This window comes from Pseudomonas sp. ME-P-057 (genome assembly GCF_030208975.1).
Taxonomy (GTDB): Bacteria; Pseudomonadota; Gammaproteobacteria; order Pseudomonadales; family Pseudomonadaceae; genus Aquipseudomonas; species Aquipseudomonas lutea.
This window is the reverse complement of the sequence record NZ_JARVSX010000018.1, coordinates 110,592-125,406: the sequence shown is the minus strand read 5'-3', so window position 1 is coordinate 125,406 and position 14,815 is coordinate 110,592. Positions and strand designations below refer to the sequence as shown.

Annotated in this window: 14 protein-coding genes; 3 read left to right on the top strand and 11 right to left on the bottom strand. The window is 60.3% G+C overall.

Annotation, left to right across the window (positions count from 1 at the left end; genetic code table 11):
- Positions 1–3 precede the first annotated feature (3 nt).
- The 7 genes from QRN48_RS09625 to hutC form a co-directional block, all read right to left on the bottom strand.
- On the bottom strand, positions 4–855 hold the full coding sequence (locus tag QRN48_RS09625) for an ABC transporter permease (RefSeq protein ID WP_037016142.1): 852 nt from the start codon (positions 853–855) through the stop codon (positions 4–6).
- A 208-nt stretch (positions 856–1,063) separates the two neighbouring features.
- Complete coding sequence (locus QRN48_RS09620) at positions 1,064–2,029, bottom strand: ABC transporter substrate-binding protein (protein WP_037016139.1); 966 nt, start codon at positions 2,027–2,029, stop codon at positions 1,064–1,066.
- A gap of 138 nt (positions 2,030–2,167) precedes the next feature.
- Entirely contained in the window at positions 2,168–3,637 is a 1,470-nt protein-coding gene (locus tag QRN48_RS09615) for a purine-cytosine permease family protein (RefSeq protein WP_191942641.1), read from the bottom strand.
- 190 nt (positions 3,638–3,827) lie between these two features.
- Positions 3,828–5,522, bottom strand: a complete 1,695-nt coding sequence (hutU, locus tag QRN48_RS09610) for a urocanate hydratase (protein ID WP_037016133.1) — start codon at positions 5,520–5,522, stop codon at positions 3,828–3,830.
- Between the two features lie 635 nt (positions 5,523–6,157).
- A complete protein-coding gene (gene nhaA / locus QRN48_RS09605) occupies positions 6,158–7,336 on the bottom strand; it encodes a Na+/H+ antiporter NhaA (protein WP_285350258.1) in 1,179 nt (392 codons plus the stop codon).
- Positions 7,337–7,402: 66 nt separating this feature from the next.
- The gene (locus tag QRN48_RS09600; RefSeq protein WP_285350257.1) at positions 7,403–7,996 is read right to left on the bottom strand and encodes a HutD/Ves family protein; all 594 of its coding nucleotides are present in this window, start codon (positions 7,994–7,996) and stop codon (positions 7,403–7,405) included.
- The gene (gene hutC / locus QRN48_RS09595) at positions 7,993–8,703 is read right to left on the bottom strand and encodes a histidine utilization transcriptional repressor HutC (RefSeq protein WP_191943077.1); all 711 of its coding nucleotides are present in this window, start codon (positions 8,701–8,703) and stop codon (positions 7,993–7,995) included. The genes QRN48_RS09600 and hutC overlap by 4 nt, the downstream gene beginning before the upstream one ends.
- 201 nt (positions 8,704–8,904) lie before the next feature.
- Between hutC and QRN48_RS09590 the strand changes: the two genes are divergently transcribed.
- Entirely contained in the window at positions 8,905–10,269 is a 1,365-nt protein-coding gene (locus QRN48_RS09590; RefSeq protein WP_285350256.1) for a formimidoylglutamate deiminase, read from the top strand.
- Between the two features lie 160 nt (positions 10,270–10,429).
- Here the strand turns inward: QRN48_RS09590 and QRN48_RS09585 are convergent, their stop codons facing one another.
- Positions 10,430–10,924: a lipocalin family protein gene (locus QRN48_RS09585; protein ID WP_285350399.1), complete on the bottom strand. Its 495-nt coding sequence runs from the start codon at positions 10,922–10,924 to the stop codon at positions 10,430–10,432.
- Positions 10,925–11,010: 86 nt separating this feature from the next.
- Positions 11,011–11,265, bottom strand: a complete 255-nt coding sequence (bamE, locus tag QRN48_RS09580; RefSeq protein WP_191942646.1) for an outer membrane protein assembly factor BamE domain-containing protein — start codon at positions 11,263–11,265, stop codon at positions 11,011–11,013.
- 220 nt (positions 11,266–11,485) lie between these two features.
- Here bamE and QRN48_RS09575 point away from each other — a divergent pair, with 220 nt between their 5' ends.
- Both QRN48_RS09575 and QRN48_RS09570 read left to right on the top strand, forming a co-directional pair.
- Complete coding sequence (locus tag QRN48_RS09575) at positions 11,486–11,758, top strand: type II toxin-antitoxin system Phd/YefM family antitoxin (protein WP_191942647.1); 273 nt, start codon at positions 11,486–11,488, stop codon at positions 11,756–11,758.
- A complete protein-coding gene (locus QRN48_RS09570; RefSeq protein WP_285350253.1) occupies positions 11,755–12,087 on the top strand; it encodes a type II toxin-antitoxin system RelE/ParE family toxin in 333 nt (110 codons plus the stop codon). The genes QRN48_RS09575 and QRN48_RS09570 overlap by 4 nt, the downstream gene beginning before the upstream one ends.
- 111 nt (positions 12,088–12,198) lie before the next feature.
- Here QRN48_RS09570 and QRN48_RS09565 read toward each other — a convergent pair whose 3' ends face one another.
- Together QRN48_RS09565 and QRN48_RS09560 are read right to left on the bottom strand one after the other, a co-directional pair.
- Complete coding sequence (locus QRN48_RS09565; RefSeq protein ID WP_037016107.1) at positions 12,199–13,209, bottom strand: class 1 fructose-bisphosphatase; 1,011 nt, start codon at positions 13,207–13,209, stop codon at positions 12,199–12,201.
- Positions 13,210–13,445: 236 nt separating this feature from the next.
- Entirely contained in the window at positions 13,446–14,786 is a 1,341-nt protein-coding gene (locus tag QRN48_RS09560) for a DUF3999 domain-containing protein (protein ID WP_285350397.1), read from the bottom strand.
- Positions 14,787–14,815: the final 29 nt, after the last annotated feature.

Genomic DNA, 14,815 nt, shown 5'->3' with positions numbered 1-14,815 from the left:
CGCTCATTTGTTCGCCTCATGCCGTGGGCGGCCGTAGGCCTGCGTAATGCGATCAATCACGACCGCCAGAATAACGATGGCCAGCCCCGCTTCCAGACCGCGTCCGACGTTGAGGGTCTGAATGCCGACCAGAACGTCTTCGCCCAATCCGCGGGCGCCGATCATCGAGGCGATCACCACCATCGACAGCGCCATCATGGTGGTCTGGTTAATGCCCGCCATGATGCTGGGCAGGGCCAGCGGTAGCTGCACGCCGAACAATTGCTGCCAGCGGTTGGCGCCGAACGCGTTGATCGCTTCCATGACCTCGCCGTCCACCTGACGAATGCCCAGATCGGTGAGGCGGATCAGCGGCGGTGCGGCATAAATGACGGTAGCGAAAATGGCCGGCACCTTGCCGAGGCCGAACAGCATCAGCACCGGGATCAGGTACACGAAACTGGGCATGGTCTGCATGATGTCCAGCAAGGGCATCAACACCGAGCGCAGGCGATTGCTGCGCGCCGAGAGTATGCCCAGCGGAATGCCGATGATCACCGAGATCAGCGTGGCGACGAGCATCAACGCCAGCGTCTGCATGAGCTTGTCCCACAGCCCGACGGCACCGACCAGAAACAGCAGGCCGACGATGACCACCGTGGTGGTGATCTTGCGCGTGGCGTGCCAGGCGATCAGCCCGACGATTGCCAGCAACAGCCACCAGGGTGCGATGCGCAGCAGGCCTTCGAGCTTGACGATGGCCCACAGCAACGTGTCGGAGATGTGCCGGAACACATCGCCGTAGTTGGTGACCAGCTTGTCGACCCAGTCATTGACCCAGTCGGCGATGGAAAACGTGAAGCTTTCGGGGAACATAGGGTTATCTCATTCAAATACTGGGCGCGGGTACGCTGCTCTGGTTGATGCCGAGGTCAGTGGCTGACGGCAAATGTGTGGGAGCGAGCTTGCTCGCGAAATGCTTGCATCCACCCCCATTTTCGCCGCCTGACCCTCCGCATTCGCGAGCAAGCGAAGGCCCACAGGTTCGAGTGCCGTCGTGTCGCATGGCACCCGGATCAAGGTCTTACAACGAAGCATCCACCTTCTTCGCCGCATCCTCGCTCACCCACTGATGCCACACTTCCGGGTGTTCCTTGAGGAAGATCTTCGCCAGCTTCGGCGACTCGATGCGCTCCTTGGTCATGCGCGCCAGATTCTGGTTGAGCAGATCGATCGGGATATTGACCTTCTCCATCACCGATACCAATTCAGGGGCCTGCTCGTGGAACGCCTTGGACAGCCCTACCTTGATCTCGATGGTTTTGTTCACGCCGGCTTTTTCTTCCAGACGCACCATGTCCACCTGGCCCATCAGCGGCGTTGGCGACCAGTAATAAGCCAGGATCGGCTCGCCACGTTTGTAGCTGGAGAGAATTGCGGCATCCAGCGCCGGACCGGTGCCAGGGCGGAAGTTGGTGTACTTGTTTTCCAGACCGTAGCTTTTCAGCATTTCGCTGTTTTCCAGCTCACAGGTCCAGCCGGCGGGGCAGTTGTAAAAACGGCCCTTTTCCGGTTCTTCAGCGTCTTTGAACAGTGCAGCGTACTTGCCCAGGTCAGCGATCGATTTCAGGTCCGGCGCCTTGGCTTCCAGCTTGCGTTTGGCGTCGCCTTCAATCACATAACGCGGCACGTACCAACCTTCCACGGCGCCCTTGACCGGTGAACCGACGCCGACCACTTTGCCGGCCGCCTGCGCCTTGTTCCACACCTCGCTGCGGCCCACCCATTCTTCTGCGAATACCTGAATGTCGTTGGTGCTCAGGGCGTTTTCCATGGTGATGGAGTTGCCCGGCAGGCTGTCCACTTCGCACCCGTAGCCCTTGTTCAGCACGACTTGCAGCACATCGGTCAGCAGCATCGCGCTTTCCCAGTTCAAGCCGGCGAATTTCACCGGTTTGCCGGACTCGCACCATCCCGCAGCCTGACTGGCGCCACTGGCGAGCACGCCAGCGGTGAGCAACGTGGATAGCAGGGCTTTTTTCGTGTTCATTGAGTGACGCTCCGGTCTTGTAGTGGATGGCGGCAGTAGCGAAAACAGATGGCGTCCAGCCCTGGGGAGAGGCACTTGTCGGCCTCGTCCCGCTTCTCTCTCCAACATGCCCCTTCAACAGACGTGCATGACGAACGGTCAGTTCACCGCCGTATGCTCCGGGGCACCGGTGCGGCCGGCGTGAGTCGTGTTCGGCTCCGGCGGCAAAATCAAGCGATCGGCCACGTTGCCCGGCCACCGCTTCGCCGCCACGTAGTACAGCACAGCAGGCACAACCAGGCCGATGATCCACGAGATATCCGTATCGTCGAGGCTTGCCACCAGTGGGCCGGTGTAAAAATGCGTTGAGATGAACGGCATCTGGATCAGCACGCCCAGCACATAGATGCTGATGCCCATGGCGTTCCAGCGGCCATACCGACCGTTGGGGTCAGACAATGCCGGAATGTCGTAGCGTTCTTTGGTGATGCAGTAAAAATCCACCAGATTGATTGCGCTCCATGGCGTGAAAAACGCCAGCAGGAACAGGATGAAGGCCGAGAAATCCTTCAGGAACGAATCTTTGCCCAGTAACGCAAGCGCCGTTGCAATTCCGACCATCGCGAAAATGTATGTCAGGCGTAGCGCGCTGGAGATGTGCCGATTGCCCCGGAAGCCGCTGACGATGGTGGCAATGGACATGAAGCTGCCATAGGCATTGAGCGTGGTGATGGTCACCTTGCCGAACGCGATGCTGAAGTACAACGCGGCTGCGACGGCGCCGGTCCCGCCAAGCCCGACGATGAACGAAACCTCATGATGCGCGAAGTTCTTGCCCGCCAGTGCGGCGGCAAATACTCCGAACACCATGGACGCTTGCGCGCCAATCACGGAGCCCAGGCCCACTGCCCAGAAGGTCTTGCCGGCTGGCGTGGTGCGCGGCAGATAGCGTGAGTAGTCCGCGACATATGGGCCGAAGGCGATTTGCCAGGAGGCTGACAAAGAGATGGCCAGCAGGAAACTGCTCAGCGAGAAGTGCCGGTTGTCCAGCAACGCGCCTACATCGTTGCCCGTCAACAGCGCGGCGAACAGGTAAACGAAGGCGATGACCCCGATGATGCTGGCGACCCGGCCAATCATGTGAATCACGCGGTAGCCGAACACCGTCAGCACCACGATGGCTGCGGCGAAGATCAGCACGCCTTGCCAGTCCGGTACGTTGATCAGCTGTGCCACTGCCTGGCCTGCGAGCAGCGAACCGCTGGCGGAAAAACCGATGTACATCAGGCACACCAGCACCAGCGGAATAACGGCGCCGTAGACGCCGAACTGCACTCGACTGGAAATCATCTGCGGAAGCCCCAGCTTCGGGCCTTGCGCCGCGTGCAGCGCCATGACACCGCCGCCGATGAGCTGACCGATAAGCAGACCGATCAGCGACCAGAACACATCGCCCCCCAGCACGACGGCAAGTGCGCCCGTGACGATGGCGGTAATCTGCAGGTTGGCGCCAAGCCACAGGGTGAACTGGCTGAACAGACGCCCGTGTCGTTCGGCATCAGGGATGTAATCGATCGAGCGCCGCTCGATCACGGAAGCAGGTGCAGCGCGGTCATCTGTGACAGCCATGGCGAATATCCCCGTAAAGCGAATGTTGGCACGCGTACGTGCGCTGCCGAATCCCTGTAGGAGCGCGCTTGCCCGCGATAAGGGCCGAAGGACCTTCACGCGGTGTGTCGCCTGCCACTTTTGGGACGGCTGACGTGATTTAGCGAGCAAGGTGGAGCGCCACCCGGTTACTCCGACAGTGGCCTGCGTATCAGCGGATCATCGGCAGGTTCAAACCCTGCTCTTTGGCGCAGTCGATCGCGATCTGATAACCGGCATCGGCATGACGCATCACCCCGGTGGCCGGGTCGTTGTGCAGGACGCGGGCAATTCGCTCGGCCGCTTCATCGGTGCCGTCACAGACGATCACCATGCCCGAATGTTGCGAGAAGCCCATGCCGACGCCACCACCGTGATGCAGCGACACCCAGGTCGCGCCGCTCGCGGTGTTGAGCAAGGCATTGAGCAGCGGCCAGTCGGACACGGCGTCAGAGCCGTCCTGCATCGATTCGGTCTCACGGTTCGGGCTGGCGACCGAGCCGGAATCCAGGTGATCGCGACCGATCACGACCGGCGCTGACAGCTCGCCGCTGCGGACCATTTCATTGAACGCCAGGCCCAACTTGGCACGCTGACCCAGGCCGACCCAGCAGATACGCGCTGGCAGGCCCTGAAAGCTGATGCGCTCACGGGCCATGTCCAGCCAGTTGTGCAGATGTGCGTCGTCCGCGATCAGCTCTTTGACTTTGGCGTCGGTCTTGTAGATGTCTTCAGGGTTGCCTGACAACGCTGCCCAGCGGAACGGGCCTACGCCACGGCAGAACAACGGACGGATGTAGGCGGGTACGAAGCCCGGGAAGTCGAAAGCATTGGTCACGCCTTCTTCCTTGGCCATTTGACGGATGTTGTTGCCGTAGTCGAATGTCGGCACGCCCATTTTCTGGAACGCGAGCATGGCTTCGACGTGCTCGGCCATCGACTGCTTCGCGGCCTTGACCACGGCGGCAGGCTCGGAGGCGGCACGCTCGCGGTACTGCTCCCAGGTCCAGCCCTTTGGCAAATAACCATTGAGCGGGTCGTGGGCGCTGGTCTGGTCGGTGACCATGTCCGGACGCACGCCCCGACGGACCATTTCCGGGAGGATTTCGGCAGCGTTTCCGCACAAGGCGATGGAGATCGCCTTGCCTTCGGCGGTGTATTTGGCAATGCGGGCAAGCGCGTCGTCGAGGTCGGTGGCTTGCTCGTCGACGTAGCGGGTTTTGAGGCGGAAATCGATGCGGCTCTGCTGGCATTCAATGTTCAGCGAGCAGGCGCCGGCCATCCCGGCAGCCAGCGGCTGCGCGCCACCCATGCCGCCCAGGCCTGCGGTCAGCACCCAACGGCCGTTGAGGTTACCGTCGTAGTGCTGGCGACCGGCTTCGACGAAGGTTTCGTAAGTGCCCTGAACGATGCCCTGGCTACCGATGTAGATCCAGCTGCCGGCGGTCATCTGGCCATACATCGCAAGGCCCTTGGCGTCCAGTTCGTTGAAGTGTTCCCAGCTCGCCCAATGCGGCACCAGATTGGAGTTGGCGATCAGCACGCGGGGCGCGTTGCTGTGGGTTTTGAACACGCCGACCGGTTTGCCGGACTGCACCAGCAGGGTCTCGTCATCGTTCAGGTGGGTCAGGCTTTCGACGATCTTGTCGTAGCACTCCCAATTACGTGCCGCGCGACCGATCCCGCCGTAGACCACCAGTTCGTTCGGGTTCTCGGCGACCTCCGGGTCGAGGTTGTTCATCAACATGCGCAGCGGCGCCTCGGTCAACCAGCTTTTGGCGGTCAGCTGAGTGCCACGGGCTGCGCGGATTTCCACATCGCGGCGTTTGGTCCATTGCTGAGCAGGGGTCTTGTTGTCAGTAGTCACTTAACGATCCTCGATGGTCAATCCGCCGCGACGCAAGGGCCGTGACGAAAGCGGTAACAGGGTTCTGCAATGAGCCTTTCCCGAGCGGTAGGGCAGGGATGATCGCCCCAAGAGAACTCATGCTTACTTGTACATACAAGCATATGCAACCAAGGGGCCAATGTTGATCGAGCGCGCGTAGAAATCCCGTCGGCCTGCTCTGCGGCGGGCCTGACGAAGTTTGAAGGGGCACGAGGTAGAGCCTGCGATAGAGGCGACAGGAAGGAAATTGTTACTTTTCGGTGCGCATGCCCCAGCGCAGTGCGTGGCTGGGGTAACAAAAAAGTTGCGAACGCCTCAGTCCTCTGTAGGAGCCGGTTTGCTGGCGAACGCAGTGGATCTGGCATGAAGATGTTGAATGACACATCGCTTTCGCCAGCAAGCCGGCTCCTGCAGACCGCCTAAGGCTTCGATCCATCATTTATCGCGAAACCGGTGTAGGAGCGCGCTTGCCCGCGATTTGGTGTGTCAGCCGACGCAGCAGTCACTGACCTGGCGCGTTCGCGTGCAAGGCGTCGCCACCCGGTCGCTCCTACAGACCGAGGTGACTTCGCTCCCATCATCCGTTGCAAGGCGCTGGGGATCGACGAATGGGTTCAGTGCTTGGCCATTTTGCTGCGCAGCAACAGTACGCCGGCAATGGCCGAGGCGATTGAGCCCAGCAAAACGCCCACTTTCACCTCGTCAATCAGATGCGCTGCACCCGGAAAGGCTAGGTTGCCGATGAACAGGCTCATCGTGAAACCAATCCCGCAGAGCAGGGCGACGCCATAAAGCTGCGTCCAGTTACTGCCTTCCGGCAACGTCGCAAGCCCTGCTCGAATCGCCAGCAGCGCAGCGAGAAATACCCCGACCTGCTTGCCGATAAACAGACCCAGCGCCACACCCAGCGGGACCGGGTCGACCAGATTGCCGAGGCTGATGCCTGACAGCGACACGCCCGCGTTGGCGAAGCCGAAAATCGGCACCACCGCGAACGCCACCCAGTAGTGCATCTTTTCTTCCAGAAACAGCAGCGGCGAGCGCGCCTCTTCCTTGCGTGTGCCCAGCGGAATGCACAGCGCCAGCGCGACGCCCGCCAATGTTGCGTGGACCCCGGATTGCAGAACGAAAAACCACAGCAGCAGACCGAGTAGCAGATACGGCAGCAAGCGCTGCACCCCCGTGCGGTTCATGATCACCAGCACGGCCAGCGTCGCAAAGGAGGCGCCAAGCATCGTCATGTTCAGGCCGCTGCTGTAGAACAGCGCGATGATGGTCACCGCGCCCAGGTCATCCAGAATCGCCAGCGCGGCGAGAAACACCTTCAACGACGTCGGTACCCGGTTGCCCAGCAGCGAGAGCACGCCCAGTGCGAAGGCGATGTCTGTGGCCGCCGGAATGGCCCAACCGCTTAGCGTTTCGGCATTACCCATGTTGACGCCAATGTAGATCAGCGCTGGCACCAGCATGCCACCCACTGCTGCAAAACCAGGCAGTGCGCGCTGTCCCCAGGTGGCGAGACCACCGGCGAGCACTTCGCGTTTGATTTCCAGACCGACCATCAGGAAGAAGATCGCCATCAACCCGTCGTTGATCCACAACTCGACCGACAACCCGCCCCACACGCTGTGCAGTGCGGCGAAGTACGTGGAGGCGAGAGGGGAGTTTGCGACGATGATCGCAGCGAGGGCGGCGCCCATCAGAATCAGGCCGCCGGCCGACTCCGATGCGAGAAAGCTGGCAAGAATGGCGAGGGCTCGTGGGCTTTCTTTATCGGTGTTGAGCGTCGTCATGGTCGTCCCTGTGCTGGCGAAAAAAACGCAACTTAACACAGGGCGCGGCGTATCAGGCGGCGAGGCTCAGCGGCGCGTCAATTCGAGCACGCACACCCGGCTTGCACGGGGCGCGTAAAGCACCACTTCAAGCAGTTCACCTTCGGCGTTGTCCAGCTGCAGACAATCATGTTTACCCAGTAATTGCGGGGGATGCTCGCCGATATTGGCAGCCATTTGCTCAGCAGTGCTGAACACCAGAAACGCGTCTGCCGAGCTGAAAAACCGCTGCGGCTGAAGTACGTCAATCCATTGCAAACGCGCACGGTAGCGCGCGGGCGAATAGATCAGGTTGAAGTCGCGTATCGGGCCGTCAAGCAGCGTGCACGCCACCTTGCTGTCGCCGCTGAATGCAAAAGGGTCGGATGGCAACAGCGGTTCACTGTCCAGGCCGTCGATGTTCAGCGTCATGCCCGCCCCTTGGAGCACCGTGATAATGCGCTGGTACCCCGCGAACACTGAAAACCCGCCCGATTCGGCAATGTCGGCGATCGACAGCCGCCAACCGAAGCCGTCGAGACCCTCGCCCGCATCCCGCGTGATTTCCTCAGTGCTGCCGCCCCCGTTCTTCCAGGGCATACGGGGATAGTCGGCGGCGCGCAGAACAGTCAGTCGGGTCATTTGCTGAAGCGTCCTTCCAGGCGGTGGCGTGAGCCGGGATGAATCAGGCGGGCGGCGGTCACCGGCTGGCGCCCCGACCACGTGCGGCGCCGAACCAGCAGGCACGGCTCGCCCTTTTCGATCTGCAGCAATTTGCATTCATCAGGCTCGGCGAGAATGGCCTCGACCACGTGCTCGCCCTCGGTCAGCGGCGCGACCTGGGAAAGGTAGGCGTACGGCGTCTGCTGAGTGAAATCTTGTTGCAGGTAATCCGGAGCGACCAGCGCATTGACGAACCGGTCTTCGATTTGCACGGGAATGTCGTTTTCGAAATGCACGATCAGCGAATGAAACACGCGCTGGCCTTCACGCATGTCCAGCGCCAGCGCACGCTCGGAACCTGCGGCTTCTTCGGTCAGGATAATCACCTGACAGGTGTGGATGTGACCGCGGGCGGCGATTTCATCGGCGATGTTATGCACTTCAAACAGCGCGGATTGAGTCTTGGGCTCGGCGACAAACGTACCGACGCCCTGCATGCGCACCAGCAGGCCTTCGGCAGTCATCTCACGCAGTGCGCGGTTGATGGTCATGCGGCTGAAGCCCAGTTGCGTGACCAACTCGCTCTCGGAGGGCACGCGATGATGGGGCGGCCAGGTGCCGTTCTGGATCTGCTGGGTGATCATGTGCTTCACCCTGGCGTACAGCGGAGCCGGACTGTCACCCATGTGGGAAGCCAGCGGCAAGTTGGCAGGCGGAGTCGGCACAGAGAAATCCTTGTTATGGCGTTATTCAGGCGAGCAAGCATACATACCGCTCACGGTCTCCACGCTAACCATTAACGCGTGTGCCGACAAGCGCGGCGCGGTTTACCGTCTCTCCAAACGTCTGTATATGTATAGACAAATTTTTGTCAGGGGTGCAGAGCCATGTCCGTTTTCTTTGCCGAACGCGCGTTGTTGCCCAACGGTTGGGCCACGAATGTGCGCTTTGAGGTCAGCGTTGATGGCCTGTTGAGCCGCGTCCAGACCGGCGCTGAATCCCATGGCGCTGAGCGGCTGAATGGCCCAGTCGTGCCGGGCATGCCCAATCTGCACTCCCATGCCTTCCAAAGGGCCATGGCAGGTCTCGCGGAAGTGGCGGGCAATCCCAATGACAGTTTCTGGACATGGCGCGATCTGATGTATCGCCTTGTGGGGCAGATCAGCCCGCAACAGCTCGGTGTCATCGCGCGACAGCTCTACATCGAGATGCTCAAGGGTGGCTTTACCTCGGTCGCGGAATTCCACTACGTCCACCAGAACATCGACGGCAAGCCCTACGCTGATCCTGCGGAGCTGGCGCTGCAGGTCAGTCAGGCGGCGGCTTCCGTAGGCATTGGCATGACCTTGTTGCCCGTCCTCTACAGCCACTCAGGCTTCGGCGGTCTGGCGCCCAACGAAGGCCAGCGCCGGTTCATCAACAGCACCGACAGTTACCTGGAGCTGCAGTCCCGGCTCAAGCCGATCATCGCGGCGCAACCCGCCCAGGCCCTGGGGCTCTGTTTCCATTCCTTGCGCGCCGTGACGCCACAGCAGATCAGTGACGTGACGGCTGCCAGTGATCCCCATTGCCCCATCCATATCCACATCGCCGAGCAGCAGAAAGAAGTGGACGATTGCCTGAGCTGGAGCGGTCGCCGGCCGTTGCAGTGGCTGTATGAACACGTCGATGTCGATGCACGCTGGTGCCTGGTTCATGCAACGCATGCCGAGCCGGACGAAGTGGCACTAATGGCGCAGAGCCATGCAATTGCCGGGCTATGCCTGACCACCGAAGCCAACCTGGGCGACGGGATATTCCCGGCGGTGGACTACATCGCCCAGGGCGGACGCTGGGGCATTGGTTCTGACAGCCACGTGTCGCTGAGCGTGGTCGAGGAATTGCGCTGGCTTGAATACGGACAGCGTCTGCGAGACCAGCGTCGCAATCGCTTGTATCGGGCCGATCAACCCATGGTCGGGCGGACGTTGTACGACGCCGCGCTGGCAGGCGGTGCCCAGGCGATGGGGCAACCGGTTGGTGCGCTGGAAGCGGGAAAGCGTGCCGATTGGCTGGTGCTCGACGGCAACGACCCGTACCTGGCGACTGCGTCGGATGATGGCATCCTCAATCGTTGGCTCTTTGCGGGAAGTGATCGTCAGATCAAGGATGTGATGGTCAATGGTCGCTGGGTCATCCGCAACGGCCATCATGACGATGAGGCGCAAAGCAGCCGCGCCTTTGCTCAGGTTTTGCGGGAGCTGCTGGGCTGATGCTTCTTCGCTGAAATGAGCCAACAACTTCGCGAGCGAGCTCGCTCCCACAGGATCGATGTACTGACTGTGAGAGCAGGCTCAGCCCTTAGGGCCGCGGCGCAATTGCAGCGCATATATCGTGGGGCGAGCCTGGTCTGGGCCGCATTCGGACGAAGGGTCAGTCCGCCTTGCCGACCTTGGAATCCGCCACGCGCCAGATCAGCTTGGTGGTGTCGTAGCCCTGTTGCTGGGCTTTCATCAGCAGATCATTGCGCACGAACTGCGGCACATGGGCTGTCCGCGACAGCAGCCACAAGAACTTGCGGTTCGGGCTGCCGACCAGTGCCACTTTGTAGTCGGGGCTCACGTATAGGACCCAGTATTCGCCTTTTGTCAGACCGGGGAAGAGGTTCGAAAACCAGTTGTCGAACACCACCCACAGCTTGTCGGTCTTGCCCTGAACCTGCGGCGAGGCTGTTCCGGTTGCCTCGTTCCATTTGCCTTCGATCGTGCGGCAGCGGTTGGTGACAGCGATGTTGCCGTCGTCCTTCAACGTGTAGTGCGCTTCGGATTGCGCGCAGTTGCGCTGGAAGAACATCGGCAGCCGCGCCAGTTCATACCATGTGCCCTGATAGCGCTTGAGGTCTACATGATCCACCGTCTTCGGCGCCATCGAGTCCTCTTGCGGGGTGACGGCGCAAGCGGTCAGCCACAATGCAGCCAGCGCCACAGCGCCATATTTCATTGCCCGACGAATAGTCATTCAAGACCCTGCCCGGAAAACAACACAACCTTATCAGCGGCGTACTGAACGCTGATAAACGTCTTGGCATCGCCCCAGGTGCAGCTCGACATCCCCAGCGCGCCGGAGCATTGCGTCGGGCTGCCGAGCAGTTGTTCGACCTGCGCCTTGGGCATGCCGGCAGACAGTTTCGAGTAATTTTCCTGCGTGACCTTGCTGCAGGCCGCCAGCAATAAGCAGAACGACAACACCGCGAGAGTGCGCAAAGACATGAGATGAAGCTCCTGAATCGAAGAAAAGCAGCGTCATAGCGCCCGGCGATAGCCGGACAGCACCGACATGATGCAGCGAGTTTAGAGGAGAGAACGCGAGGACGGGTTCCCGGAGGAATATCTTTGTCCATCGGATGCGCTGCGACACCAGACGAACAGTCTCGCTGACTGGACCAAATTCAGACTAAAATCAGTCTTTTTGGCGCGGGGAGTCGGACAGATGAAATTCTCATCGCAAATCAAACCGATCAGTTATCTGAAAAGTCACACCGCAGAAATCGTAAAGCACCTCTCAGAAAGCAGGGAGCCTCTGCTGATCACCCAAAACGGCGAGGCAAAGCTTGTGGTCATGGACGTCAAGTCCTACGAAGAGCAAATGGAGACTTTTGCACTCCTGAAGATATTGGCGTTAGGAAGCAGGGAAATCGAGAAGGGCGAATATGAAAGCGTTGAAGACGTGTTTGATGAGCTAGACAGGATTGGCAAGGAATGAGTTTGAAGGTCGTGATCCTCAACTCCGCAAAGCAGGATTTGAAGGAGCTACGCAGCTATGTGTTGGCCAGATTCTCCGACTCGGTCTGGTCAGATACCTCGATGCAGCTAAAGAAAGCGATGCAGCTGCTCTCCGTAACTCCTTACGCTGGGGCCGTTCCTGAAGAAATAGAGACGCTGAACCTGAGTGAGTATCGCCAGATCGTGTCGGGTAAAAACCGCATCATTTATGAGATCAGGCAGGAATTCGTTTTTATTCACGCAGTAATCGATGTGCGCCGAGATATGGTCTCGCTGCTGACGAGGCGTCTGCTACGCATCAGTCATTGATTTTTATCGCGCTTCTTTGGCCGCCGCTATTGTGAGGCGGGCATCAAGACTGCGACATGACAAACGTCGGCCAACAAGGGGAATGGCCGCCAAAGGCGGCCATTCAGGACGTTATTCCTTGTGATACGCCGTTGCGCGTTCTACTTCTTCCTTCGAACCCAGGAACACGGCGACGCGCTGATGCAAGCCCTCCGGCTGGATGTCGAGGATGCGCTGATGGCCATCGGTGGAGGCGCCGCCGGCCTGCTCAACCAGGAACGACATCGGGTTGGCTTCGTACATCAGGCGCAGCTTGCCGGGCTTTGAAGGCTCGCGGGAGTCGCGCGGGTACATGAACAGACCGCCGCGGGTCAGGATGCGGTGCACGTCGGCAACCATTGCCGCGACCCAGCGCATGTTGTAGTTCTTTTTCAGAGGGCCGTCTTCGCCCGCCAGCAACTCTTCCACGTAGCGCTTGACCGGGGCTTCCCAGTGGCGCTGATTGGACATGTTGACGGCGAATTCCTGAGTGGACTCCGGGATCTGGATGTCTTCGTGGCTGAGCACGAAGCTGCCCATTTCACGGTCCAGCGTGAAGCCTTTGACGCCGTCGCCAAGCGTCAGCACCAGCATGGTCTGCGGGCCGTAGATGGCATAACCGGCGGCGACTTGCTGGGTGCCTGGCTGCAGAAATGCTTTTTCGTTCAGCGCTTCGTTCTGGCTCAAGTACTCGTTCGGGCAGCGCAGCACCGAGAAGATCGTACCGACGGGGGCGTTGATGTCGATGTTGGACGAACCGTCCAATGGGTCAAATACCAGCAGGTAGGCACCTTTGGGGTATTTGCCGGGAATCTGGTACGCGTTGTCCATTTCTTCGGACGCCATACCGGCCAGGTGGCCGCCCCATTCGTTGGCTTCGAGCAGGATCTCGTTGGACATTACGTCCAGCTTCTTCTGCACTTCACCCTGGACGTTTTCCGTACCCATGCTGCCGAGTACGCCGCCCAGCGCGCCTTTGGAAACAGCGTGGCTGATTTCCTTGCATGCACGCGCCACCACTTCAATCAGAAAGCGCAGATCGGCAGGGGTGTTGTTGGTGCGGGTCTGCTCGATCAGATAACGACTCAAGGTAACGCGGGACATGGATAGCTCCGAAATGGGGGATAAAAACGCGCACAGTCTAGCGCGAGCGGGAATTTAATACTGCCAGTCAGACCGGTCAGGTAGTGATTGAGTTCACGGGCTACATAAGCCTAACGCGATCAGGGCAGAGAATTGGCAAACAGCGTCCGTAATTTTTTCGATGCAGGGGCGACGCAGCGCCATCACCCCGGCAGTTATTATTTGGCGCGCGTTCATTCAGCGAGCTATTCAGTCCGTCATTTGGCGCGGGAGCTGCGCAGAGTGCCCAGCGCCATCCAGGCCAGCAACATCACGCCGAGTACCAGTACGGCCCACAAGCCGATGCGCTTCATGTCCAGTCCACTCGCTTCTGCGGGTGTAACGGGTGCAGCGGGCGCCACGGGCGTTGAGGCCATGCTGGCGCGGCTCAGTGTGGCCAGTTTTTCCAGGCTGACACCGGGTATCAGCGTGGTCAGCGGCAATGCGGCACTTTTGACCGTGGGATTGCCGACGGCCAGGCTGTAAGGCGGCGCACTGCGGCCCAGGAATACCAGCTGCGTAACGCGCACGGCAAAGCTTAACGCTGGTGCGTCCTTGCCCAAGCCACCGCCTCGGTCGTCGACCTCCAGTTTCAATTGCTGGACGAGGTTCCCGGACAGCTCCATTTCGTCCTGCACGACGTCCTGACCGTTTTGGCTTAGTCGATAAAGCAGCCCGTTGTCGATCAGCTGCCACGGTGCATTGCTGTCGCGACGTCCATACAGCGTGGCCGGCGCAAGGCTGTTGGGCTGGGTGATGTCGACCTTCATCCGCTCCAGCGGCAAGGCCACAGGCAGTTGCCAGACATACACCCCGGACTTCTCGGTACGGCCGCTAATGGGTGGCGACCAACTCAGCGGCAGTACGCCGGGTTGCGTGCTGATCAGTTGCACCGCGTTGAGGGTCGGTGCCGACAACGGTGATTTCCATAGCAGCCGCAGGTAGCGGGCGCTGCGTCCCGGCAGATTGACGACGCGTTGCTCAACCAATTCCTCGGCAAATGACAGCCTCGCCACCTGACCGTCGCCCCAGCGCTGCCAATGCTGCAGGTCGTCGCTGGCCTCGATGCTGAATCGCTGAAAACCGTCGCGCTCGCTGCTCCAGTCCAGAATCAGCTGGTCCAGCGGGGCGTTGATCGCGCTGGTGTCGAGCAACCAGCCACGCAGGATTTCTTCTCCCGCTTCGATTTCGCCCTGAGGCTGGACCTCGACCAGCGTGCCGTTGGGTGTACGTTCAACGCGGATTTTCGGCTCGGCTTCCCTGGCGCCATCGCTGTTGTACAGCGGGAACCATTTCACCGCGATGGGGGTTTGATCAACTGCGCGTTGCGGCGGGCTTTGGGTAATCGCGTAGGGCTGGGCCTGGCCATCGGCATTGAACACACGCACGTCATTGAGCGTGCTTTGACGCGCGTTCAGCTGGACGCCCAGCGGCAACTCCAGTCGATACCACGGCCCCTCGCCACTGAGGGTAAGGGGGGCGTGGACAGTGAAATCATCCGGCAGGTCTTCCGCCTGACTGAGCGACGCCGCGCACAGCAATGCACCCAGCAGCGGCATGAAGAGAATGGCCTTGATGACGAACTGAC